17 protein-coding genes and 1 pseudogene are annotated in these 24,189 nt (G+C 60.8%); 5 read left to right on the top strand and 13 right to left on the bottom strand.

Features of this window, described 5'->3' with window-relative positions; all coding sequences use genetic code 11:
* Positions 1 to 69: 69 nt before the first annotated feature.
* Positions 70 to 2,757, top strand: coding sequence for a CBS domain-containing protein (locus IPM39_03660; protein ID MBK8985167.1), 2,688 nt, complete (start codon positions 70 to 72; stop codon positions 2,755 to 2,757).
* Positions 2,758 to 2,976: 219 nt separating this feature from the next.
* Here IPM39_03660 and IPM39_03655 read toward each other — a convergent pair whose 3' ends face one another.
* The 9 genes from IPM39_03655 to IPM39_03615 form a co-directional block, all read right to left on the bottom strand.
* A complete protein-coding gene (locus IPM39_03655) occupies positions 2,977 to 3,360 on the bottom strand; it encodes a HigA family addiction module antidote protein (GenBank protein ID MBK8985166.1) in 384 nt (127 codons plus the stop codon).
* A gap of 8 nt (positions 3,361 to 3,368) precedes the next feature.
* Entirely contained in the window at positions 3,369 to 3,650 is a 282-nt protein-coding gene (locus IPM39_03650) for a type II toxin-antitoxin system RelE/ParE family toxin (protein ID MBK8985165.1), read from the bottom strand.
* Between the two features lie 121 nt (positions 3,651 to 3,771).
* Positions 3,772 to 4,572 carry a hypothetical protein gene (locus IPM39_03645; GenBank protein ID MBK8985164.1) on the bottom strand — a complete coding sequence of 267 codons (801 nt, stop codon included), beginning with the start codon at positions 4,570 to 4,572 and terminating at the stop codon, positions 3,772 to 3,774.
* A gap of 47 nt (positions 4,573 to 4,619) precedes the next feature.
* Positions 4,620 to 6,224, bottom strand: coding sequence for an amidohydrolase (locus IPM39_03640; protein ID MBK8985163.1), 1,605 nt, complete (start codon positions 6,222 to 6,224; stop codon positions 4,620 to 4,622).
* A 35-nt stretch (positions 6,225 to 6,259) separates the two neighbouring features.
* The gene (locus IPM39_03635) at positions 6,260 to 7,138 is read right to left on the bottom strand and encodes a shikimate dehydrogenase (GenBank protein MBK8985162.1); all 879 of its coding nucleotides are present in this window, start codon (positions 7,136 to 7,138) and stop codon (positions 6,260 to 6,262) included.
* A gap of 26 nt (positions 7,139 to 7,164) precedes the next feature.
* The gene (gene aroA, locus IPM39_03630; protein ID MBK8985161.1) at positions 7,165 to 8,496 is read right to left on the bottom strand and encodes a 3-phosphoshikimate 1-carboxyvinyltransferase; all 1,332 of its coding nucleotides are present in this window, start codon (positions 8,494 to 8,496) and stop codon (positions 7,165 to 7,167) included.
* Positions 8,493 to 9,311 (bottom strand): SEC-C domain-containing protein, encoded by an 819-nt coding sequence (locus IPM39_03625; protein ID MBK8985160.1) that lies wholly within the window; start codon positions 9,309 to 9,311, stop codon positions 8,493 to 8,495. The genes aroA and IPM39_03625 overlap by 4 nt, the downstream gene beginning before the upstream one ends.
* A gap of 156 nt (positions 9,312 to 9,467) precedes the next feature.
* Positions 9,468 to 10,250: an HAD-IA family hydrolase gene (locus tag IPM39_03620; protein ID MBK8985159.1), complete on the bottom strand. Its 783-nt coding sequence runs from the start codon at positions 10,248 to 10,250 to the stop codon at positions 9,468 to 9,470.
* 7 nt (positions 10,251 to 10,257) lie between these two features.
* Positions 10,258 to 11,247, bottom strand: coding sequence for a DUF368 domain-containing protein (locus IPM39_03615; protein ID MBK8985158.1), 990 nt, complete (start codon positions 11,245 to 11,247; stop codon positions 10,258 to 10,260).
* A 257-nt stretch (positions 11,248 to 11,504) separates the two neighbouring features.
* Between IPM39_03615 and IPM39_03610 the strand changes: the two genes are divergently transcribed.
* Positions 11,505 to 11,702, top strand: a complete 198-nt coding sequence (locus IPM39_03610; protein ID MBK8985157.1) for a hypothetical protein — start codon at positions 11,505 to 11,507, stop codon at positions 11,700 to 11,702.
* Positions 11,703 to 11,779: 77 nt separating this feature from the next.
* Positions 11,780 to 13,051 carry a fumarylacetoacetase gene (gene fahA, locus IPM39_03605; protein ID MBK8985156.1) on the top strand — a complete coding sequence of 424 codons (1,272 nt, stop codon included), beginning with the start codon at positions 11,780 to 11,782 and terminating at the stop codon, positions 13,049 to 13,051.
* A 118-nt stretch (positions 13,052 to 13,169) separates the two neighbouring features.
* Here the strand turns inward: fahA and IPM39_03600 are convergent, their stop codons facing one another.
* From IPM39_03600 to IPM39_03590, 3 genes are read right to left on the bottom strand one after another with little or no spacing between them, the layout of a single operon-like run.
* Positions 13,170 to 15,464, bottom strand: a complete 2,295-nt coding sequence (locus IPM39_03600; GenBank protein ID MBK8985155.1) for a transglutaminase domain-containing protein — start codon at positions 15,462 to 15,464, stop codon at positions 13,170 to 13,172.
* A gap of 59 nt (positions 15,465 to 15,523) precedes the next feature.
* Complete coding sequence (locus IPM39_03595; protein MBK8985154.1) at positions 15,524 to 15,892, bottom strand: hypothetical protein; 369 nt, start codon at positions 15,890 to 15,892, stop codon at positions 15,524 to 15,526.
* A complete protein-coding gene (locus tag IPM39_03590; GenBank protein MBK8985153.1) occupies positions 15,889 to 16,932 on the bottom strand; it encodes a DUF58 domain-containing protein in 1,044 nt (347 codons plus the stop codon). The genes IPM39_03595 and IPM39_03590 overlap by 4 nt, the downstream gene beginning before the upstream one ends.
* A gap of 203 nt (positions 16,933 to 17,135) precedes the next feature.
* On the opposite strand from IPM39_03590, the pseudogene IPM39_03585 reads away from it, so the two are divergent.
* Positions 17,136 to 20,596, top strand: a pseudogene (locus tag IPM39_03585) (hypothetical protein).
* Between the two features lie 56 nt (positions 20,597 to 20,652).
* Positions 20,653 to 21,633 (top strand): aldo/keto reductase, encoded by a 981-nt coding sequence (locus IPM39_03580; protein MBK8985152.1) that lies wholly within the window; start codon positions 20,653 to 20,655, stop codon positions 21,631 to 21,633.
* A 167-nt stretch (positions 21,634 to 21,800) separates the two neighbouring features.
* Here the strand turns inward: IPM39_03580 and IPM39_03575 are convergent, their stop codons facing one another.
* Complete coding sequence (locus IPM39_03575) at positions 21,801 to 24,161, bottom strand: hypothetical protein (protein ID MBK8985151.1); 2,361 nt, start codon at positions 24,159 to 24,161, stop codon at positions 21,801 to 21,803.
* Positions 24,162 to 24,189 lie beyond the last annotated feature (28 nt).

Here is a 24,189-nt window from a genome sequence, read left to right as displayed (position 1 = left end):
CGTTGTCACGCGATAGTGGCGGACAAAAACGCCCAGTGTCCAGTTGAGAAGGTGATCACCTGAGGTATAATGAGCCTTATGCTGCTCATCCTCACCCACGAAAACGGCGATTTTGACGCCATCGCTTCTCAATTGGGAGCCTACAAGTTGTATCCGCACGGCATCCCGCTGCTGCCCCGTCGGGTAAACCGCAACGTGCAGCAGTTCCTGACATTGTATTGGGACGCGCTGCCCTACACCCGGCCGCAAGATTGGCAAAAACGGCGCGTAGATGAGGTGCTGTTGGTGGATACCCAGGCGCTCGCCAGCGTGCGTGGCCTGACACGGAAGCCGCAGGTATTGGTGATTGATCACCACGTCGGCCAGTTAGACCGGGGCGAGCAGGCGGGCTGGACGTATCAGGTGGAGGCGGTGGGCGCGACCACAACGCTGCTGGTGGAACGCTTGCAGGCTTCCGGGCTGGCGCTGACGACCGAGGAAGCTACTTTGCTGCTCCTGGGCATTTACGAGGACACCGGCTCGTTGACTTATGATACAACAACCGGTCGAGACGCTTTGGCGGCCGCCTGGCTGCTGGATCAGGGGGCGCAGCTGCCGGTGGTGCGGCGCTTTTTGAACATTCCGCTGACGGCCGTGCAGCGAGAACTCTACGACCGCCTCCAGACTGCCGCTAACTGGCAGCGCATTCACGGCCAAAACATCGTCGTGGCCGCTGCCGCCGCTCCAGATGATTTTGACGACGAAATCTCCTCTGTTGTCCACCGGCTGCGCGATGCGCTGACGCCGGCCGGGCTGTTTGCCCTGGTACAGTTAGGCAAAGATGTGCAGTTGGTAGCCCGCAGCAACCACGACACCGTAGACGTGGCTCAGGTGGCGCGGGCGTTGGGCGGCGGCGGCCACAGCCGGGCGGCCGCCGCGATGATTGTCGGACGGCCGTTGGCGGTGGTGGTGGCCGAGTTAAACAGCTTGCTGCCCCAGGCCGTCGAGCCAATGGTCCGCGTCATCCAAATCATGTCTTTTGGGGTGCAAACCCTGGAACCGACGGCGACCGTGGCCGAAGCGGCCGTTTTGATGCAGCGTTCGGGCCACGAAGGCTACCCGGTGGTAGACCCGCAGACGCGCCAGGTGGTAGGGCTGCTCACCCGGCGCGGCGTAGACCGCGCTGTCAGCCATGATCTGGGCCGCTTCCCGGTGACGCGGGTGATGAAAAAGGGGGCGGTGACGGTACGGCCGTCGGATTCGATTGAGCGCGTGCAGCAGTTGATGCTGGACGAAGGTTGGGGGCAGATTCCGGTGGTCGCCGACGGCGGCCCGGACAATGCTGCGGGCTACCCCATCGGCGTCGTCACCCGCACCGATCTGCTCAGTTTCCTCTTCCAGCCGCCGCGTGACGCTGCCGAGCCGGACGTGAAACGGCTGCTGCGCGACGCGCTGGCGCCGCCGCTGTGGGGCATGGTGCTGGCCGTCAGCGCCGCCGCCGCCGAGTTGGATATGCCGCTTTATTTTGTCGGCGGGCTGGTGCGCGACCTGCTGCTGGGCCATGCGCCCACCGACTTGGACATGGTGGTAGAAGGGGACGCCATCGCCCTGGTGAAAAAATTACAGGCGCGCTTCGGCGGCGAACTTCATACCCACCGCCGTTTTGGAACCGGCAAATGGTTTGTCACCGCGGACATTTGGCAGCAAGTGGTGGCCGTTTTTACGCCGCAAGCAGAGGGTTGGACGGCCGTGTCTGGCCGGCCGCTGCCCGATTCGATTGATTTTGTCACGGCGCGCAGCGAATTTTACAAGGAACCGACGGCGCTGCCGCAGGTGGAACGTGGCTCCATCAAGCTGGATTTACACCGGCGCGACTTCACCATCAATACCCTGGCCGTGCGGCTGGATGGGGCGCATTTGGGTGAATTGTTGGATTTTTACGGCGGGCGCAAAGATTTGCAGCAGGGGTTGGTGCGCGTGCTGCACAGCCTCAGCTTTATTGATGACCCGACGCGCATTCTGCGCGCCGCACGCTACGAGCAGCGGCTGAAATTTGTCATCGAGCCGCGCACGGCCGAACTGCTGGCCGATGGCCTACCGATGCTGGACCGAGTGACCGGCGACCGCATCCGCCATGAGTTGGAACTGGCGCTGCGCGAACGCTCTCCGGCGGACGTGATGGCCCGCTTGTGGGCGATGGGGGTGCTGCCCCACATTCATCCGGCGCTGCGTTGGGAGGCGGCAACGGCCGTTGCCTTTGCCCGCGTCCCCATCCTCCTGGCCGACCCGGTCTGGCGGGCGGCTTTGCCGGATGATACGCCGGTCTTTTTGTATTTTGCGCTGTGGCTGCTGCCGCTGCCGCCAGCCGAACAGACGGTGGTGATGAGCCGCCTGCGGGTGCGCAAAGCCACACGGGACGATGTGGCCGCGGTGGTCCGTTTGCTGGATGTGGTGTCCGGTTTGTCGGCGGCGGCGCGACGCAGCCAGGTGGCCTTTGTCTTACGGCCGTTCCCTCCCCGCGTGCTGCTGACGGCCAGAATCGCCGTAACCGATGCGGCCGCAGTTGGCTGGTTGGAGTGGTATGTGCGTGAGGGGCGGCGGGTGGAAACGGCCGTTTCGGGCGACGATTTGCGCCAGATAGGGCTGAAGCCAGGGCCGCAGTTTGCCGTCATCCTAGACCGGCTGTTGGCGGCGCGGCTAGACGGTGAAGTTTGTGATGAAGCAGGGGAACGGGCGCTGCTGGCGGCCATCCTGCCGGATTTAGCGCCAGATGGATAAATCGAGCAGCAATTCCAATGATGAACCTGCTCGTAGTGGCGGGACAGGCGGGCCAATGTCTCGGCCATTCGCCAACATCTCGGCGGCCGCCTGTCTCGCCCGGTTCAGGCGAAAATGGGCGAGACGGCGCGGGAAAATGGCGTCCGCTGTGGCTGCTGCCCGCGCGCCCCTACCAAAATTGGAATTGCCGTAAATCGAGAGATAATTGGTACAGATTTGTTAAATCTCGGCATCCACCTTGGTGGTGGCGACAGCCGGGTAAAGCGTTTCCGATGCGTCGTGAAGAACGGCCGTTGCCGGTGTAGAAACAGCGTATGTGATTACTTCCCTGGCGATGCGTGGACCGATTTCATCCATCGCCATATCCAGGTCATAGTCCATCTGCAAGCCTAGCCAAAACTCGGCCGACATATTGAAGTAGTGGGCCAGTCGCAGGGCAGTGTCGGCTGTGATACGCCGCTTGCCCTGGACAATCTCATTGATGCGGCGTGGCGGTACACGAATGTCCACCGCCAGACGATTTTGGCTCAGTCCCATAGGCGTCAAAAACTCTTCCAGCAGCACTTCACCAGGATGAACCGGGTCTAATTTTTCGTCGTTCATCACATCCCTCAATGATAATCCACGATCTCGACGTCGTAAGCATCGCCATCGCGCCACTCAAAACAAATTCGCCACTGATCGTTAATGCGAATACTGTCTAAGCCATCCCGATCCCCTCTTAACTTCTCCAACCGATTGGCGGGCGGGACGCGCAAATCGTTCAAATCGGTGGCCCGATTCAGCATACGCAGCTTACGCAAAGCCGCCTGTTGAATATCTTGTGGCAGTCGACGGGATCGGGTACGTTGAAATACTTTTTCAGCTTCTTTGCCTTTGAAGCTTTGAATCATTTTTGAAGTTTGTAACGTTCGGCGTTATACGTCAATCGTTAAACAAATCGGTTTGCGGCGTCTTATCTTGTCAATAAAGTGTCAGGCAATCTGTGCGCCGGGAACGGCCGTTGCCATTTTTTTACTCATCCGCCCATGCTTCCAGCGCCGCCAACTGCGCCGCCAGGTGGTCTACCACCGCCTGCCGCCGGGCGACGGCCGCTGCCAGTTCCCGCCGTACGCTGTCCCACCAATTGTCCCCGTCTTGCTCCAACTCTTGCGCTTTGCGCCACAATTTGGCCGTGTTCTCCTGGCGCAGTGATTGCAACTGCTGGATGGCCTTGCGCCGCAGCCGCTGCACCTTCATGATTTGTTCGCGCAGACGGCGCGTTTCGCTGGATTCGATGCTTTGTAATTCGGCCAATTCGCGCGGGTCTAATTCCCCGGCCAGGTCGTAGAGGGCCTGGGCGTCGTCGCGCTCGTAGGCCGTGTTGACGGCGGCCATGATGGCCGTGCGATAGGCTTGTTCAACGGCCGTTTCCGCCAGATCAGGATGAAAGCGGCGCGCCAGTTCCCGATAGAGCCGTTTTTCGGCGGCTTTATCGCGGGGGGTGGCGGTGGGCAGCAGGTCGGACAGGTCGGCTTCGGGGTCGGCGGGGGGAACGGCCGTTTGCCAGAATGAATCAGCGTCGTCGGGCAGCGCTGCGGCCGTCTGGCGCAGCAGTTCCAGGCGCGTCAGCAGCGATTGTTTCGCCGTCGCCAATACCTGCAAATGGTCTACCAGGTCATCTAATTTCAGGCGGCAGTGCATCCGAAAGGCGTTCACGGCCGCCTGCTCCGCAGCCAAATCCGCTTCCGCCTGCCGCCACGCCTGCTGCGCCTGCGCCAATTCCGCCCGAAGCTGCCAGGACGGCGGGGCGGGGGTGAGGGGATGGTTGGTCATAGGTGGCGTGTTCAGTGGTCAGTGGAAGATACTTCACCGCTTACTGGTCACTTCCTCTGAAATACAACCTCGCCGCTAAAAATTGTCATGTCTACCCTGGCGTCTTTGACGGCGGCGGGGGGGATGGTGAACAAGTCGTCGGCCAACAGGATGAGGTCGGCCCATTTGCCGGGGGTGATGGAGCCTTGCACGGCCGTTTTGCCGGCCAGCGCCGCCGGTCCCATCGTGTAGGCCCAGATAATTTCCGGCAGCTTCAGTTTCTCCTCCGGGTACCAGCCGGCTGCCGGTAAACCCTGTTCATCCTGGCGCGTCAGGGCGGCGTAGATGCCCAACATTGGGTTTAAGGGCGCAACCGGCGCGTCTGAGCCGAAGGCCAGGGGCGTGCCCTCGTCCAACAGCGCGCGGAAGGCATACGCATAGCGGGCGCGTCCACCCCATACCCGGTCGGCGGTGGACCAATCGGTGAGCAAATGCACCGGCTGCATGGAGGCTACCAGATTGTGCCGCGCCAGCCGTGGCAAATCGTCGGGGTGGATCAGTTGGACATGTTCGATGCGATGGGGCAGCAGTGGCCCGGCGGCGGCGTCGGCGCTTTGCCGCTCGCCCAACACATCAATCACCTCGCGCACGGCCCGGTCGCCGATGGCGTGGACCGACATGGCGAAACCGGCGGCGGCGGCCTGGGTGGCAATCTGCCACAATTCGTCTGCGCCGGTGACGATGACGCCCTGGTTGTCTGGCTCGCGCTCAAATGGGGCCAGCATGGAGGCGGTGCGCGACCCCATCGTGCCGTCGGCAAACGACTTGGCGTGACCAATCCACAAGGTATCGTCGCCGAAACCGGGCTGCAAGCCCAACACGGCCGCCTCGCCGATATAATCGGCGGCGATGTTCATGTGAACGCGCAGTTTCAGCTTGTTTTGGCGGCGCAGCGTTTGCCACAGGCGGAAGCTCTGCCAGCCTTCGCGCTCGACGCGCTGGTCGTGGATGCCGGTGAGGCCCAGGCGGTGGGCTTCGCCGATGGCTTCGCGCAGCCAGGTTTCCATCGCGGCCATGTCGGGTTCAGGGATGTGGACCTGGACCAGTTCGATGGCGTTCCACTCGCGCAAGATGCCGGTGGGACGGCCGTTTTCGTCTCGTTCGATTTTGCTTTCTGGCGGGTCGGGCGTGGTGGCGTCTATGCCTGCCAGGCGCAGCGCGGCCGAATTAACCCACCAGGTGTGCATGTCCATGCGCGCCAGGGCGATGGGTATGTCGGGCGCGATGGCGTCCAGTTGGGCGGCGGTCGGGGCCACGTCCCACAGGTTTTCGTCCCAGCCCCAACCCAGCAGCCAGTGGCCGGGCGTGGTTTGGGCTGCGGCCGCTGCCACCAACCGCTGCACCGCGGCAAAATCGGCCACGCCAAACAGGCTGGCCTGCCGCCGCCGGATGGCGACTTGCAAGAAGTGGACGTGGGCGTCTGTGAGGCCGGGCAGGGCGAGACGGCCGTTGGCGTCTATCCATTTTGTCTGTGGCCCGGCCAGTTGACCGATGGTGTTGTTGTCACCGACGGCCACAAAACGGCCGTTGGCGATGGCCGCCGCTTCGGCCCACGGCCGTCTTTCATCCACTGTGTAAATCTTCGCGTTATGTAAAATCAGGTCCGCAGTCATAAGAGAATCCTTTTAACCCATCACTTGTCACCTTGTCATCTTGTCCCCAACGCCGCGCGCATCACGGCCACGTCCGGCGCGCGCCCGGTCCATAAGGCAAACGCTTTTGCGCCTTGCCAGAGCAACATGCCCAGGCCGTTGGTCGTCTGGCAGCCGGCGGCTTGCGCCTGGCGCATGAATTTGGTGATGGGCGGATTATAGACCAGATCGTACACAAAAGCGCCGGGTGGAATGGGCAGGCCAGCGGGCCAGGGCGAAGAATCCAGGTGGGGGATCATGCCCAGGGGGGTGGTGTTGACGATGAGGGGGGAGGTGGTGGCGGTGACGGCCGCTGCCAATTCGGCCAGCGGCCAGGCGTTCAGCCAGCCGTCTGGCGGGTGGGGCAAACGGGGGGCGATGGCTTCGACCAATGCCTGCGCCTGGGCTACGCGGCGGGCCAATACCTGCACCCGACCACCGGCCGTCGCCAGCCCATAGGCCACCGCCCGCGCCGAACCGCCGGCGCCGAGGACCAGACAGTCACGGCCGTTTACCGGCACGCCCAATTCAGCTAAATCGGCCAGAAAGCCGGACCAGTCGGTGTTGCCGCCGAGGGTCTGGCGATTGTTCACGGCTGATTGCTGCACCACAATTGTATTGACTGCGCCGATGGCTTCAGCGGCGGGTTCCAGAGCGTCCAGGTAGGGGATGACGGTTTGTTTGTAGGGCACGGTGACGTTGGCCCCCAAAAAGCCGAGGGTGATAAGGGCAGGAACGGCCGTGCCTACATCCTCCGGGCGCACCGGCAGCGGCACATAGACTACATCTAACCCCAAAGCGGCCGCTGCTGCATTGTGCATCGCCGGGCTGAGGCTGTGGGCCACCGGCCAACCAAGCAGGCCGAGCAGTTGGGTTTTGCCGGAAATAGTTGTCATAACGATGAGCGATGAATGTTTACCTGTCAGTCGTCAGCCGCCACCCAGGTCATGTCGGCCCCCAACGCCTGCATGGTTTCCACGAAACCGGGGAAGCTGTCGGCCATGCAGTCGGCGTGATGGATGAGGCTGTGGCCGCGGGTGACCAGGCCGAGGACGGCCAGGGCCATGCCCAGGCGGTGGTCATCGTGGCTGTCTACTGCGGCGGCGTAGGGGTGGACGGGGCCGTGAATGGTGAAACCGTCGGGCTGCTCGTCCATGCTGATGTTCAATTTGCGCAGTTCACCGGCCAGCACGCTGATGCGGTCTACCTCTTTAACGCGCAGTTCGGCGGCGTCGCGCACGGTGGTGGGGCCGGCGGCCTGGGTGGCGGCCACGGCCAGGATGGGAAACTCGTCTATGCCGCGCACGACTACCGGGCCGCTGATGTCGGCGCTGTGTAGTTCGTTGAAGGTGATGGTGAGGTCAACGGCCGTTTCTCCCCCCGTCAGCCGCTCATTGCTCACCGTAAACTGCGCCCCCATCTGCGCCAGCATGTCCAGGATGCCGGTGCGCGTCTCGTTATAGCCCACGTTGGCGATGGTGATTTCTGAATGGGGGACGATGGCCGCCGCCACCAGCGGAAAGGCGGCCGAGGAAATATCGCCCGGCACGGTGAGGTCCAACGGCTTCAGGCGCAAATCACCCGGATTGTGCAGGCTGATCCAGTCACCCGCGACTTGTACGTCTACGCCGACAGCTTGTAACATGCGTTCGGTGTGGTCGCGGGCCGGGCCGGGCTGGTAGATGCGCGTTTCGCCGGGTGTGTAGAGGGCGGCCAGAAGCAGGGCGCTTTTCACCTGGGCGCTGGCGACGGTCAGGCGGAATTCGGTGGGGCGCAGGCTGGCCGGTTGGATGTGCAAGGGGGCACGGCCGTTGGTGGTGGTGATGTTTGCGCCCATCTGTTGCAGCGGTTCGGCGATGCGGCGCATAGGGCGGCGGCGAAGCTGCTCGCTGCCGTCCAGGGTGGCGGCGAAGCGCTGCCCGGCCAGAATACCGGCCATCAGGCGCATGAAGGTGCCGGCGTTGCGGCAGTTGATGGGCTGGGCTGACGGCCGTAAACCAAACAATCCCCGCCCCTCAATGGTTAAATCCCAGGCTGTCGGGCTGCGTTCTTCGATGGTAATGGGCACACCCAAAGCCTGAAATCCTTGCAATGTGGCGATGGTGTCCCCGGCCGGCAGCCAGTTGCGAATGCGGCTGACGCCCTCGGCCAATGCGCCCAGCATAACGGCCCGGTGGCTGATGGACTTGTCGCCGGGCACGTGGATGCGGCCGCGCAAAGGCGTTTTTTGCGGGCGAATGAGAAGCTGGTTCATTGCAGACGTCTTTTTATTTTGGTGACGCGCTTCTGCGTTTTCAGGTCATCGCGGTCGGGATTGAGCCGGGCGACGGGTGGGCGGCCCTGGATGGCGGCGTGTTCCAGGGCGTGGTGTACCAATATGTAGTTGTGGCGGCGCATAAACTCCTGGTGGTCGGCATCGGGATATGTTTCGGCATCGGCGGCTTTGGCTGCGGCCAATTTGTCGGCCAGGTCGGCGATTTCGGCAGCGGGCAGGTAGGCGGCTGAGACGCTCATTTCCAACTGATCATGCACCGGAACCAGGCGGGTGATGATCACCTCGCCGATCTCCACGTTGCCATGCCCGCCGGCTTCAAATATGTCGTAGGTTTCGCCGGTCATAAAGTCGCGCAGATGGAGTGTCTGGCCGTCGTAGCCGGTCAGCTCGTAGGCGCCGGTTACGGTCTCGGTCAGCCAGCGATCTAGCGTGATTTGCTGGTGATGGGAGAGGCTGTCTCGATTTTCTTCAGCGTAGAGGTCTAACAGACGACGGCCGTCGGGCTGATAATCGTAGACAAACCAGTCAAAAAAGCGCACGCCTTCGGGCATGCTCATGTCGCTGGCCGTGGCCGCGTCGTAGAAGTTGTTCCAGTAAAAGGGTAGGGCTTCGGCGACGGCCGTAGCAAAACGTTCTTGCCGGGCAAATTGGATGATGTCGCGCCGTAGGAAGCGGCCGGCTTCTGCCCAGGCCCGTTTTTCGCGGGTGATATCGTTGTCGGCTTGCATATGGCAGTTCTTATATTTTTTGCCGCTGCCACAATAGCAGGGATCATTTCGACCAATTTTTGTCATGTCTTCCTCCTGAGGATCAGTATTCAGTAACCAGTAACCAGTAACCAGTGTTCAGTGACCAGTTTTCAGTCGGCGTTGCCTCTGGAAAACACGCACCGAACACCGAACACTGAACACTGAACACCGAACACCGAACACCGAACACTGAACACTGGATCAACCATCTTTGCCTGACCCACCTTGCAGGCTGTCTAGCAGTGGCAGTAATTCGGTCAATGTGGTGATCACAAAGTCTGGCCGGGCTTCGGCGGCGAGTTCTTTTTGTTCACGACCCAGGTGAGATGGGGCCATCAGCACGCTGGTAAGCCCGGCGGCGTTGGCGCCAACAATGTCGTTAGACGGCCGGTCGCCGACAAATACGGCTTGCTCTGGCCGGACGTTTAACAAAGATAGTGTGTGGGTATAAATAGCGGGGTGGGGTTTCATATACCCAACGTCGCCCGAAGTGATGCGCGCCGCAAAATAGTCGAGGATGCCATAGGCTTGCAGTTCAATGTCGCGCATCCACATAGGCATCATGGAATTGGTGATCAGCCCCAGCCGGTAGTTCTGTTGGCGCAGCGTCGCTAACACCGGGATGGCGTCGGCGTAGAGGCTAACGTCGGGAATGGGTTGCCAGTCGTAGGCAAGGAGGACGGCCGTTATGTCTATGCTGGCGGTATCTAAACCGAGGTTGGTGAAGATGGTTTGCAGGGTGTTGGCGAAGTTGACGCCCTGCCACGTTTTTTTGGCTTCGGCCCAGGCAGCAGTGACGGCCGTGTCAAAAGCGCCCAAAAACACCGCTTCTGCTGGCAGATCGTGGCCACATTCGGCCAGATAGCCGTATAACCGGGTCAGATGTGGCCGGTGATAGACAGCCCCATCGTCACGCCGCGCCGACCAATCCAGCAAGGTATCATCCAAATCAAACAAAACAGCCTGAATCGGTCTTTGTGGCACGGCTACATCACCCCTCGGCAACTTGTTCTTTGAGATTGGCTACCCGATCCAGAACCACAATGGCGACGATGCCAGTGATCATCAACGCCACGGCCGCCACCACTTGCAGCACGTCGGCCGACGTAGCCAGACTGGGCAAGATGTTGATGTGTTGGCTGGTGGTTTCAGCGCCATGACCATCGCCGATGGCGATTTGCCAGGGCCAAATCTTACGCAGGCTGCCCAGCATCAGGCCAATCAAGACAGCGACGGTCAGATTGTGGTGCTGCTTAAACATCCAACTGAGAACCTGGGCGAATGAGATCAGACCAATGGCCGCGCCAATGCCCAACAAACCGATGCTCACAAGGTCGCGGGTATTCACTGCGTTGAGGATGAAGGCATATTTGCCCAGAATCACCAGAATAAATGCGCCAGAGATACCCGGCAGGATCATGGCGCAGCTTGCCAGCGCACCGCTGAGAATGAGGAACCACCAGGTATTGGGGGTTTGCGCTGGGACCATGCCCACCAGCAGATAAGCCGCCGCCGCCCCGGCCAGGGTGGTGAGGATGAGCGGTACCGTCCAGTGGGGAATCCGCTTGCTCACAGTGAAGGCAGACGCCAGAACCAGACCAAAGAAGAAGCTCCAGATGTAGACGGGCTGGTTGACCAGCAGCCATTCTAGCAAGCCAGACAGCGTGAGTACGGAGATGAAGATACCCAGGCCAACGGCCAGTAAGAAGGGCCAGTTGAGGATTTGCAGCGCCTGGCGAATGCGCAGGCGCAACGCGGCGCTAAGAAATTCTGGTCGGCCGATGGTGCGGATAGAATCTATCAGTTCTTCGTAAATGCCCAGGATAAAGGCCATGGTGCCGCCAGAAACGCCGGGCACGATGTCTGAAGCGCCCATGGCCATGCCGCGCAGGGTTAACCCGGCGTAGGCTTTGAGGCTTCTTGTTGGTCTGGCGACGGCCGTTTCTCGTTCGGTTGTGTTAGTCACAGGTTTATACCTCATGATGGTTGTTGGAATAAAACGCAGCATTATAACACAGGTGAAGCGGTTGGGTGTCAAATCTAGCTTCTCTGGTAGTAATTTCTTAATCGTGGCGCAAATTGCTTGCCAAGTTGCCCATCTTGTTTTAAGATGTGTCTCTGCTGCACTATCCTACCTCCTGTGAGGAGTATGGGGTCAGGACGGCAAAATCGTTTCAACGAGATTGGCTGGCAAACAGCAGCCAGTCAAACGAAATTCATTCTATAAGGAAGGGAAAAATGGCTTACAGTTTCAAGAACTCCAAAGATAGAACTTACTATCTGCACAAGCGGGAAACTACGTTGAAGAACGGCCGTCAGCAAACGATTTATTTTTTCGCCAAAGAAGTGAAAGATGGCGCTATTGATGACGTTCCGGCCGGCTACCAGGTTTCTGAAAGCCGCAATGGTTTGCCCGTTTTGAAAAAAGCTGCTTAATTCAAGCGCAGCGCTGAGTCAGATGATAGCCCCGCCAGTTGCATCAGCGGGGCTTTTTTTATCCTCACCACCGCTTTATGTCCCACTCTTTTGTTGAGATAAAATCAGATTCCCATTTTTCCTGGCATAATTTACCCTATGGCGTTTTTACGCCGCCAGGTGGTGGACGGCCGCGCGTGGGTGTGGCCGTGGGCGAATGGGTGCTGGACCTGCTTGTTCTGGCGCAAGCCGGGCTGCTGGCTGATTTACCATTTACGGCAGCGGCCGTTTTTGGGCAAAGCAGCCTGAATGCGTTTATGGCCGGGGGACGGCCGTTTTGGCAGCCAACACGCGCGCGCTTGCAAACCCTGCTGCACGCCGATACCCCCACCCTGCGCGACAACCAGCCGCTGCGGGCGGCGGCGTTTTGGCGGCAAACGGCCGTCACCATGCACCTGCCGGCGGCGATTGGCGATTACACCGATTTCTACGCCTCGCTGGACCACGCCCGCAGTGTGGGGACCATGTTTCGCGGCCCAGACAACGCCCTGATGCCCAACTGGCGTCATTTGCCGGTGGCTTATCACGGCCGTGCCAGTTCCATCGTCGTCAGCGGGCAGCCGGTGCGGCGGCCGCACGGGCAAACCCGCCCCGAACCCCAGGCCGCGCCTGTATTTGGTCCCAGCCAAGAGCTGGATTTTGAGCTGGAAGTCGGCTTTTTTATGGGTCCTGGCAACGACCTGGGGCAGCCGATTCCCATCAGCCAGGCCGCCGACCATATTTTTGGCCTGGTCCTGGTGAACGACTGGAGCGCCCGTGATATACAACGGTGGGAATACCAGCCGCTGGGTCCATTTTTGTCCAAAAACTTCGCCACTTCCATCTCTCCCTGGGTGGTACCATTGGCAGCGTTGGCGCCGTTTCGGCAGCCTGGCCCTCCCCAGGAACCCGCCCCCCTGCCCCACTTGCAGCGCGCCGCCGATTGGTCGCTGGATATTCACCTGGAAGCGCATATTCGCAGCGCGGAAATGAGTGAACCGGTCATCATCAGCCGCACCAACCATCATTATTTATATTGGGACATTTGCCAGCAGTTGGCCCATCACAGCAGCAATGGCTGCGATTTGCACCCTGGCGACCTGTTGGCTTCGGGGACTATCAGCGGTCCCACGGCCGATTCGGCCGGTTGTTTGCTGGAGTTAACCTGGCGGGGGGAACGGCCGCTGCGCCTGCCTGACGGCCAAACCCGCGGCTATCTGGCCGATGGCGACGAAGTGGCGCTGACTGGCTGGAGCCAGGGAGATGGCTACCGGGTTGGTTTTGGTGAGGTGCGCGGCCAGGTTTTGCCGACCAAAGAGGGTTATACCTGACAAGGTGACAAGGTGACTATCGGATCACCCTCTCGGAGGCTAAAGCGAGCGAATCTCTGCCTGTCTTGTCAGCCTCCGGGAGGATTTGCAAGGGGGCGTGAACGGATACAGTTTGGCGTCACTTCATGATTTTTTTGACCAGCCACAGTTGGTACAACGGCCGTCTCATCTCGCGCCAGGTTTGCACGGCCGTTTCATCTTCATCGCTGTTCTCCGTTGTTGGTGGGGAATAGCGGCGCTCATTGTACAGGTCTGTTAACCGGGCCACGCCCCGTTTCAGCCTGGACGAGACGGCCGTCAGCCGGGCATGTTGGCCGAACTGGTCCAACCGCTCTTGCAGCGCCGCGCTAAATTCCATCGGCGTCTGGCCGGACTGCGCCGGTTGGTCCAATCGTTCTGCCTGCCGCTGCAAACGGCCGTACACCCACACGACCCCATCCTCCATTTTCTCGTTTGTTGGCCGCCGCCAGAGCCACACGCCTGCTCCGACCAGCAAAGCCACCAGCCCCAGCCCTCCGGCAATGACAGCCCAGGAAATTGGGCGGGGAGCTGGTTGGCGCAGCGGCAAAGCCGTCGGCGGCACAGCCAACACATCGTCGAAGGTAGGTTCCGCGGTGAAGAACGGCCGTGCCGCATCATGAGGGCTGGCAAAAGCGGCCGTCGGCTCAAACTCCACCCAGCCGTATCCGGCAAAATATATCTCCGGCCAGGAATGGCCGTCCGCCTGCCGGATGTGCTGCACGCCGGTTTCGTCCGGCGGCTGGGCCAGATAGCCCACAGCGATGCGCGCCGGCAAGCCCAGGCTGCGCGCCATAACCGCCATGGCCGAAGCGTAATAATCACAGTAGCCGCGCTGCAAATCGAACAAAAAATAATCCACCGGGTCCTGGTCTGGCGGCGGCGGTTCCACATCCAGCGAGTAGGGATACTGGCGCAAAAACTGCTCCAGCGCCCGCGCCTGATCATACGGATTGTCCAGGCCGCCGACGATTTCTTGGGCCAGGGCGGGGATGCGCTCTGGCAAATTGCCGGGCAGCTGTGTGTAGCGGGCAAGGATGAGGGAGGGCGTGTCGGCAACGGCCGTTGCCCGTAAAGCGGCCGCTCCAGCCGTCGTCAGGCGTGACATGGCCTGGTATTCGGCCGGTTTGCCCTGGACGCGCGACAAATCCGCCAGCCCACGCCACTGCACCACCACGTCGTGGTCGAATGTCAGGGGCAGGCCGACTGTATAGCGGATCAGCCGTTCATCTTGCCGCCAGGCGATTGTTTGCCGCAAGTGCGTTTGCCCGGCGGCGTCTGGCAGGGCGATGGTTTGCCCGGTGGGAACCGGCTCTTCGCGCTCTTCGGACAACGCCCAACCGCGCCCGGTGTACACGTTGTAACTCAACCCCCGCCAATGAGCGCCAGCCAACACAGCGGCCGTGGCTGGCAGCCATTGCCCATCTGGAGCGGCGATTTCCAGCGCCGCCGTCATCACCACCTGGTCGGCCAATTCAGGTGGGTTGCCCAGCAGGTAATTGCGCGGCAGCAGGCCGCTGCCGCCCGGTCTACCCGGACTAAGCCCTGCCTGGCGCGGCTGCTCTACGCCGGCAAAAACCTGCCCCAGTGTCTTTTCGGTTTCTACTACCAGGGGATGGTTTTGCAAAGCTGCCGCCAGTTTGCTCAGGCTGAAGGTGGGCAGAATCATAGATAACATCAGCAGGCATAGGGCGGTCCCGCCGCCAACGATGATCAGTTCAAGGCGAATTTCGGCGGAATAATCTATGCCGGCGCGCTGCCATTCTTCTTCCAGGGTGGCAAAGTGAACCAGAGCAGCCAGCAGCGCGGCCAGCCCAACAAAAACAGCCAACCACCACAACTCCGCCAGGCCAAAGTAGTTATTAACGGCCAGGGCGACGCCGAGTGATGCCAGACCGGGCAGCGGCCGTCGCTGGCGAAAGATAGTCCAGGTGGCGTAAGCGACCAGGAACCAGGCGGCCAACGCCAAACCTAGAGCAAAAACGACGGTTTCCTGACTGGGGTTGCCCTGAAAAATGGCGACGACCCAACTGGCTGCCCGGTCCACAAAGAGTGCGCTGCTTTGTCGCCAATAATCGGCCGTCGCCCACCAACCGGCGCGTAAAACGGCCGTAGGCGGCCATAAATTCGCCAAAACGATGCCGCTAATTAGCAGGCCATAAAGCGTGAGTAATGTCCAGGCCAGGCGCGGGCTGGTAGGGCGTTTAGCCAGCAGCAGCCCCATCAGCAGACCAAACACGGCCGTTACCCCTACCACGTTTGCTTCTGGCGTCCAGTTCACTTCCAGGATGGCCCCGGCCACGCAGGCTACCAGCGCCACCGCCACTGCCAGCGCCAACCAGCCCTCCCGCGGGCGAAACCGATTCCAGGCCCAAACTGTAAGCTGCGCTATCATGGTCAGAAACGGCCTACGGCTTACGGATTACGGATTACCGATTACCGATTACCCAAAACCTACACCTTTTCAAAAGGGCTATGAACGACGATGGTCCGCCCATGCGGCGTAACCCGAAAATCCCAAAAGCCGCGCCGTTCATGCTGTTCCAGCGGTTCGCCGATTTCGCCCTGGCGCACGACGTAAACGGCAAACCCCAACTGCCGGATAGCGACGCGCAGCCCTTCGCTGTTTCCCTCGCCGCCGAAGCTGGCCCTATCCAGCAAAATGACGATGGGTTGGATGCCCAGGCGCGTCAGGTGCATTAACTGCGGCAGCCAGTCGGCTGAACCGTTGGCGGTAATGATGACGGCCGTGCTGCCCCGCTGCGCCAGATTTGCCAGATCGCGCAAGCCCACGCCCACGTCCACCAGGCCATCGGCACTCACCAGGGCCAGCGCCCGCAGCAGCCGCCACTGCTGGCCTTCCCCCTGGCGGGTGGGGCCACCTGCGGCGTCCGACCGTAAGCTGCCAGGCCCACGCCCCGGTTGTTTTGCAGCACCCGCGCACTGATGGCGGCAGCCAGCAGCACAGCGTGTTCTTCGGTCCCTAAAGCCGCGTTGTTTAACTGCACGGCCGTTTGCATGTCCAACATCAGCCACAAATCGCCGGCCGCGTCCAGGTCAAATTCCCGCACAAACAGCTCGTCGCGGTGGGCGCTGACGCGCCAATGGATCCAGCGGAATGGGTCGCCGGGCTGATAAGCGCGCGCGCCGGCGGCGTTGATCGTCGCCTGCTGCGCCCGTTCGCGGGCGTGGGCGCGCCCGCTGCTTTGTCCAGAAGGCAGGGGGATGGGCAGCGTGCTGTGGATAGGTGGGTGGATGATGATTTCGTCGCTGGCCGGGTAAGTGCGCGTGGCCGAAAAGATGCCAAACGGGTCGCCGGTGCGCAGCGCCCACGGCCCCAGGGTGAACTGCCCACGCCGCGTGCAGATGGCCGACTGTCGCCAATGAATGTGGCTGCCGATGCTGAGGCTTTGCACCACAGCCGCGTTGTAACCGGGCACATTGGACTGGTCTATCACTTCGACCCACAGCGCCGGGATGGGGCTGTCGTTGACCAATTCAAACTGTTCGCTCAGCCGGTCGCCCACAGCCACCCAACCAAAGCGGAGCTTGCGGCTGGCGTGCAGCCCGTGGATCAGAAAATAGGTCCAGCCGTAAGCGGCCAGGAACAGACCACCAAAGCCGACCAACAGGGTGTTCCAGGCGCGATCAGGCAGGAAAACGGCCGTTATCAGCAAAACTGCCAGCCACAGCAACGGCCGTCGCTGATGCATTTGCAGCTTGACGTCGCTTGCGTTTGCTCCCCCTGGCCCTGACTTGCGGATTCCGGCGATCATAGTCTGATTGTGCCACAAATCGGCCCACTTTACGATGCCAGAGGCAGCCAACACAGAAGGCTTCATGGGTGGGTGCAGCTCACTCATGATGTCTCTTGTTAAATTGAGGATTGCCGCCGCCAGAGTATCTGGGCGGTCTTATGGGTGTTGGGGTATAATTTTGGCTAGATCGGTCGGCCGTACAGCGGCGAAATTGACATCAAGGAAAACATTGGCCGCGAACCGCAGATCGTCCACGCGCCACCTATGACCCATGGCTCATAAGCCATGACCACAACCGCAAATAACCCATGAAAAATCACACCCTCTACCTCGGCCGTACACCCCTTTCGACCAATGACGCCCAGCCCACCGGCGAGTTTGTCCATCTCCTGGGCGAGACCTATTATCGCATTGCCCATTACGACCAGATGCCCCCCTTTTTCATGAGTCTGGTCAGCGGCGCGGACCATTGGCTGTTCATTAGCAGCACGGGCGGCCTGACGGCTGGCCGGACCAACGCCGACTCCGCCCTCTTCCCCTACGAAACAGAAGACAAAATCACCGCCCATCACGAACAGACCGGCAGCAAAACGGTGCTGCGGGTGGAACGCAACGGCCGTTCCCATCTCTGGCGCCCCTTTTCCAACCAATACGCCGCGCTTTATCGGTGCGAACGCCATCTGTACAAAAACATCCCCGGTAACAAACTCGTCTTTGCCGAAATCAACCACGATTTAGGGCTGACGCTGCGCGTGGCTGGCGCACAGGCGACCGCTTTGGTTTCATTCGCACCTGTTGGCTGGAGAATAACAGCGACCAATCCTGCCAGATTGAGCTGCTCGACGGCCTGCACAATTTGCTGCCCTACGGCGCCACCAACGCCTTGCAGACGACCATGAGCAGCCTGCTGCACGCCTATAAGCGCAGCGAACTAGACGCGGCCACCGGCCTGGGCATCTTCGCCCTCAGCGCCACCCTCACCGACCAGGCAGAGCCGAGCGAATCGCTCATGGCGACTGTCGCCTGGCAGGTAGGATTAGACAATCCCATTCATTTACTTTGTACGGAGCAGGTGGCGGCGTTTGGCGACGGCCGTCCCCTCACCCCCGAACAAGACATCTGTGGCAAAGCGGGCGCTTATTTCGTCAACGTCGCCCTTACCCTGCCACCGGGCCAAAACCACCGCTGGCACATCATCGCCGACGTGAATCAAGACAGCACGGCCGTCACCCGGCTGGCCGGCTTGTTGGGGCAAGATCGGCAGAGCATCGAACAACAAATTGAGACCGACATAGACCAGAACACAGCAAATCTTGTTCGCTACGTCGCCGCCGCCGATGGCTTACAGATATCCGCCCAACCTACGACCACCGCCCACCATTTTGCCAACGTCATGTTTAACATCATGCGCGGCGGCATCTTTGCCGCTGGTTATCAGGTAGACCGGAGCGACCTGCTCGACTTTATTCAGACACGTCACCGCCCGCTGCTGGGCAGGCAGGCCGATTGGTTCGCCGCGCTGCCCACCCAGTTACCCAGCGGTGATTTGTATGAACGGGCCGCCGCCGCCGACAACCCCGACCTGATCCGCCTGTGCTACGAATATCTGCCGCTCACCTTTAGCCGCCGCCATGGCGACCCCAGCCGCCCGTGGAACCAGTTCTCTATCAACCTGAAACAGCCAGACGGCTCGCCGCGCCTCGACTATCAGGGCAACTGGCGCGATATTTTCCAAAATTGGGAGCCGCTGGCGCTGGCTTTTCCTGGTTATGCGCCGGGCATGATCGCCAAATTCCTTAATGCCACCACCGCCGATGGTTACAACCCATACCGCGTCACTCGTGACGGCCTGGAGTGGGAAATCCCGGAGCCAAACAACCCCTGGGCCAACATCGGCTATTGGAGCGACCACCAGATCATCTATTTGCAAAAGCTGCTGGAAATTGCTGAACAAACCGACCCCGGCGTATTAGCGCGTCTTGACCACCGTCCTATTTTTGCTTACGCCAACGTCCCTTACCGCCTTAAGCCCTATACGGAGATGCTGACCGATTGGTACAACACCATTGCGTTTGATTGGGCGCAGGAGCAGGCGATAGAAACGGCCGTCACCCACCTGGGCACAGACGGCCGTCTGCACCGCGATTCCGCCGGGCAGGTCATCCACGTCACCCTCAGCGAAAAATTGCTGACTTTGCTGCTGGCTAAACTCACCAATCTGGTCCCCGACGGCGGCATCTGGATGAATACCCAGCGCCCCGAATGGAACGACGCCAACAACGCCCTGGTGGGCAAAGGGCTGTCGGTGGTGACGGCCGCTTATCTGCGCCGCTTTATCGCCTTTTGGCAGGCGCGGTTGGTTGGCGGCGCTGACGAAGCGTTTGTGGTGAATACGGCCGTTGCCGACCTGTTCGCGGCGGTGCAAGCCACCCTGACTGCCCATCAACCCTACCTGGACACCGGCTTCGAGGACAAAACGCGGCGGGCGCTGATGGATGCGTTGGGCGCGGCGGCCACCGCCTACCGCGCCACCATCTACCAAAACGGCCTGCCCACCGCCCAAACCGCCATCAGCCGCTCCGACCTGCACGGCTTCCTGGCGCTGGCGCAAAACTACATCGAACATACCCTGCGCGCCAACCGCCGTCCCGACGGCCTCTACCACACCTATAACATCCTGCGCCTGGATGATGGGCAAAGCGCGGCCATAGAAAACCTCTACCTGATGTTGGAAGGGCAGGTCGCTGTTCTGTCTGCCGGGCTGCTGGCCCCAGACGAAGCCGCCGCGCTGCTGCACAGCCTGCGCCACAGCGACCTGTACCGCGCCGACCAACACACCTACATGCTTTATCCCAACCGCAAACTGCCTGGTTTCCGTCAGAAAAACAACGTCGCTGCCGGTCAGGTGGCTGGCTCAGAGTTGGTGGCGGCGCTGGTGGCGGCCGGCGACGGCCGTTTGCTGGTGCGGGATGAGGCAGGTGTATTTCATTTTAACGGCCGTTTCCGTAATGCCAATGACGTGGCACGAACCCTGGATGGTTTGGCCCAGGAAGCCGCCTATGCCCAGTTGGCCGCCGCCGAACGCGCCTTCCTGCTTGATCTGTTTGAGGCGACCTTCAACCATCGCGCCTTTACCGGACGTTCTGGCACGTTTTTTGCTTACGAAGGGTTGGGCAGCATCTACTGGCACATGGTCTCCAAGCTGCTGCTGGCGGCGCAAGAATGTTATCAGCAGGTGGTGTTGGCTGAGGGAGCGGCAACGGCCGTTGCTCAGGCCCTCGCCGCTGCCTATCACGACATTCGCGCCGGGCTGGGTTACAACAAAACGCCCGCCACCTACGGCGCATTCCCCACCGACCCCTACTCGCATACGCCAATGGGACGGGGCGCGCAGCAGCCAGGCATGACCGGCCAGGTGAAGGAAGAAATTCTCACGCGCTGGGGCGAGTTGGGCGTTTTCGTGCAGAATGGCGCGCTTCATTTTGCGCCGACGCTGCTGCGGCCGGACGAGTTTTTAAGCGAACCGGGCAATTTCAACTATGTGGACGTGGCCGGGCAGCCACAAACGCTGCCCCTGCCCACCAACTCGCTGGCGTTCACTTTCTGCCAGACGCCCATTGTCTATACCCGTGGCGCAGGGACGGCGATTGAGGTGGTGATGGATGACGGCCGTATCATCTCCCTGCCCGGCTGCTGTCTGGACCCGGCCACAAGCCAACACATATTAAACCGCGACCAGCAAATCCAATTGGTGCGCGTTTTTCTTTAACCTATCATGCTGATTGACGCCTGCTTCGTGGTGGGCGTGATCGAGGAGATAATTACATGAACAATCCATCTTTACAGGAACGGCCGTTGGGCAAAAGCGGCCTCTCTGTCACCGAAATTGGCATGGGCCTGTGGGCCGCCGGCGGTGACCAGTGGGGCGCGACCGACGACCAGGAAATATTCGACGCCATAGACTTCGCCCTGGACAGCGGCGTCACCTTCTTTGATACAGCCGACGTTTACGGCAGCGGCCACAGCGAAGAACTGCTGGGTCAGGCGATGCAGGGGCGGCGCGACAGCTTCATCGTAGCCACCAAAATCGGCTGGCGCGGCTTCGACGGCGAAGCGCGCCAATCGGCCTACGACACAGTGGAAAAGCTGATCGCCGGTGTGGAGAGCAATCTGCGCCGCCTACAAACCGATTACGTGGATGTCATCCAGAGCCACATTGACTTCCGCGAGCCGAACATGGAAATCTTTTTGGCCGGTTTTCAGCGGCTGCAGCGAGATGGTAAAGTGCGCGCCTATGGCGTCAGCACCAGCGATTTTGGTTACCTGCAAGCCTTCAACGCCGATGACGGCTGCGCTGTGCTGCAAGTGGATTACAGCATCCTCAACCGCACCGCGGAAGCGGATATTCTGTCTTACTGTCAGGCGCACAACATCGGTGTGATCGTGCGCGGCGCGCTGGCGATGGGTATTCTGGCCGGTAAGTACAACGCGCAGTCACGCTTCCCGGAAGGGGATTTCCGCCGCCGTTGGCATGAAACCCCGGAGGAAAACGCTGTTTTTCTGGATGATCTGGCGAAGGTTGCCCAACTGGAACCGTTGGCGAACGGCCGTACTCTGGCGCAGTTAGCGCTGCAATTCACCCTGGCGCACCCGGCCGTGACCACCGTTATTCCCGGCGCAAAAAACACCCAACAGATGCGCGACAACGTGCAGGCCGGTCTGCTGCCGCCACTAACGGCCGTCGAATTGGCGCAAATTGCCGCGATTGTGCCGCCCGGCGGCGGGCGCAAAATCTGGCCCGCCTGAACCCTCAGCGAAACTGGTTTGTGGTAACTTCTCAGTCCCGAAAGGCGGCTCTCCTGACCGTGCCCGTTGTGGCACAGTCAGGAGACCGACCCGAGCCATCCCAAGTTACTGGGAAGATACCACCTGATCATCTCAGAAATCTGGCGTGAAAAGCACAGATGTTTTTCTCATCGTTCAACTCCCTCTGGCATTTCCACCACAAAAATGACGGCGTACTGATCGCGATAAATCTCACGCAAATCAGGGTCGGCGGCTGCCTGTTGTAAGAACGCCTCATGTTCCAGGTCGGAGAAGACGTAGGCGGCGGCGAAGCGTTCGCCGATGGCTGCGCCGGGGTGGGCCGCTTGGCCGCGTGTCAGTTGTACCCATTCATCGAACAAAACGGGGTCGTGGCGCGCCATGAAGGTGGGGTCCAGCCCCACCGTGTAGCGGGCGTCGCTGTTGTAGAAGAAGAGGCGGGGAAAATCGTCCCAATCGGTATGCCAGATCATACTGCCCGGTTCGCTGTAGGCGCGCAGCCAGAGGGCAGCCGAGGTGTATTGATCGGCGGGGTAAGAATCGGCAACGGCCGTTCGCGCTGCCCGCACATTGAGCAAAACCAGCAAAACCAGACAGACCACCAAAATCGGTTTTAATAGGACGCGGATGAACGCAGATAAACGCGGATTGTATTCCGTGTTCATGGCTCGACCAGGCTCACCCCAGGTCTGTGTGGATCCGTGTCCCATTCCCAAGCTCAGCGCCGCGAAGATGAGGGCAAAAGCGGGGAAGTATTCGATGAAACGGCGGGCGCGGAAGAGCATGAGGGCGAAAACGGCCGTGAGGAGAAATAGGGTGAGCAGGTTGCGTGAGCCGTGAGCCGTAAGCCGTAAGCCGTGAGTCGTTGTCCGTGAGTCGTTGTCCGTGTCTGCCAACGACGACCTACGGAACACGGAATACGGCTTACGGAATATCATCCACCACAGCAGTGTCCCCAGCCAGAGCGCCAGCGCCAGACCAGAGTTTTGCAGCAGCGCCCCGGTGTCATATGGATACCATTCAATGCCCACCCGGACAGCCCCGCTGCCACCCAATTTAGCCAGCAAATGGTGGCCGATGAAGGTGATGTTTTGCGGGAAATAGGGGTTGACGATGAGGCCCAGGGCAATGCCCGCCGCCGGGTAGAGCAGCGCCGGCCAGACCAGCCGCCGCTCTGTCAGGAACACGACCGTAAAATAGATGCCCGCCATCACCAGCAGCAGCGGAAAGGCGTCGTAGAGCCAGACGTAGACCACGCCCAACGGCAGCAGCCGGCGGTAACGGCCGTGCAGCAGCCAATGCAGCCCCAACACCAACACCAACAATGAGGCGGACTGGGCGCGGGGCATACTCAGGCGGTAAAGGAACGGCTCCGACAGAGCAAACAGTCCCAACGTCCACAAGATAGGCCGCCGCACCCCTTGCCCGCGCAGCAGCCACCAAACGGCCATAAAGGGTAGGGCGGCCAGCAGGGTCGTGGCGACTTTTACCTGCTGCGTCAGCGCCAGGCCGCCGTCCAGCGCCGGGTCTGTCTGGGCGAAGAGGGCCAGGTAGAGGTGATAGAGCATATGGTGGTTGTAAAAGTTGTCGCCGCCGAGGACGGTCAGGGGCAGATGAGGTTGGGCAGCGACCAGGCCGCCCTGGCGCAGCAGGTAGGCCATTTTGGCGTGGTAATAACCATCGTTGCCTACCAGAGCGGGCGTGCCCCATTGAATCAGGGCGAAAACGGCCGTTACCACCCCCAACAACCCCAGCGCCACGGCCGTTTCCCGCACCCAGGCGCTGATCTGAACGGCCGTCCAGCCATGTATCCGCTCTGCCCGCCGGTAAGCCAGCCAGACCATGACGCTCACCGTCATCATTTCCCCGCCCTCTTCGACGGCCACAAACAGTTCGCGCAGGAAGGGGTATGGCCGCAGCCAGGGTAAAACCATCACCTGCACCATATCGGCGGCGACGCCAAAAAAGGCCAGCGCCGCCAGCGCCAGCAGCAGCCCCTGGGAAAAGCGCCGCGCCTGAGGACGGCTGAACTGGTAGGTCAGCACGAGCGCCGTGAGCAAAGCCAGACCTATCACGGCGGAGAAACCCAATTCGCCCAGGTCTTGGGGACGTAATGTGAGGAGGGGGGGCAAAACGGCCGTTTCCGCCAGCCACAAGCCCGCTACTTCATGCAAACGCAGGGCGTCATCCAGCAGCAGATAGGCAAACAGCGCCAGCCAAAAAAGATACAACGGCGCGCGCTGCCGCCGGAACAGCAGCGCCATCAGCGCCGCCAGGCTGCCGAATTTCAGGTATTGAACCCATTCGGGATAACCGCCATCCACGTCCAGATAAAAGCTGCCGCTGGTCAACAGGGGCGTGAAGACGAGTAAGAAATGGGCCAGCAGAAAGAGGACGTCTCCGGCAATGAGCGCCACGAGCAAACGAGCAGACCAGGGGAGAACGGCCGTTTGCTTTACTGCTGCGCTCTCGCGTTCTTTGTGAGTTATCCAGGTGGTCAGGTTTGTCATGGTTGGGTATGAAAGTAGATTGGACCAA

The sequence above is a fragment of the Candidatus Leptovillus gracilis genome (genome assembly GCA_016716065.1).
GTDB lineage: Bacteria > Chloroflexota > Anaerolineae > Promineifilales > Promineifilaceae > Leptovillus > Leptovillus gracilis.
The sequence above is the reverse complement of the archived record's forward strand: the minus strand, read 5'-3'. Positions and strand labels throughout refer to the sequence as shown.

Coding starts and splice junctions, on each gene's coding strand:
- IPM39_03660 (MBK8985167.1), top strand. CDS start 70: ATGAGCCTTATGCTGCTCATCCTCACCCACGAAAACGGCGATTTTGAC.
- IPM39_03655 (MBK8985166.1), bottom strand. CDS start 3,360: ATGAACGACGAAAAATTAGACCCGGTTCATCCTGGTGAAGTGCTGCTG.
- IPM39_03650 (MBK8985165.1), bottom strand. CDS start 3,650: ATGATTCAAAGCTTCAAAGGCAAAGAAGCTGAAAAAGTATTTCAACGT.
- IPM39_03645 (MBK8985164.1), bottom strand. CDS start 4,572: ATGACCAACCATCCCCTCACCCCCGCCCCGCCGTCCTGGCAGCTTCGG.
- IPM39_03640 (MBK8985163.1), bottom strand. CDS start 6,224: ATGACTGCGGACCTGATTTTACATAACGCGAAGATTTACACAGTGGAT.
- IPM39_03635 (MBK8985162.1), bottom strand. CDS start 7,138: ATGACAACTATTTCCGGCAAAACCCAACTGCTCGGCCTGCTTGGTTGG.
- aroA (MBK8985161.1), bottom strand. CDS start 8,496: ATGAACCAGCTTCTCATTCGCCCGCAAAAAACGCCTTTGCGCGGCCGC.
- IPM39_03625 (MBK8985160.1), bottom strand. CDS start 9,311: ATGACAAAAATTGGTCGAAATGATCCCTGCTATTGTGGCAGCGGCAAA.
- IPM39_03615 (MBK8985158.1), bottom strand. CDS start 11,247: ATGAGGTATAAACCTGTGACTAACACAACCGAACGAGAAACGGCCGTC.
- IPM39_03610 (MBK8985157.1), top strand. CDS start 11,505: ATGGCTTACAGTTTCAAGAACTCCAAAGATAGAACTTACTATCTGCAC.
- fahA (MBK8985156.1), top strand. CDS start 11,780: ATGTCCCACTCTTTTGTTGAGATAAAATCAGATTCCCATTTTTCCTGG.
- IPM39_03600 (MBK8985155.1), bottom strand. CDS start 15,464: ATGATAGCGCAGCTTACAGTTTGGGCCTGGAATCGGTTTCGCCCGCGG.
- IPM39_03590 (MBK8985153.1), bottom strand. CDS start 16,932: ATGAGTGAGCTGCACCCACCCATGAAGCCTTCTGTGTTGGCTGCCTCT.
- IPM39_03580 (MBK8985152.1), top strand. CDS start 20,653: ATGAACAATCCATCTTTACAGGAACGGCCGTTGGGCAAAAGCGGCCTC.
- IPM39_03575 (MBK8985151.1), bottom strand. CDS start 24,161: ATGACAAACCTGACCACCTGGATAACTCACAAAGAACGCGAGAGCGCA.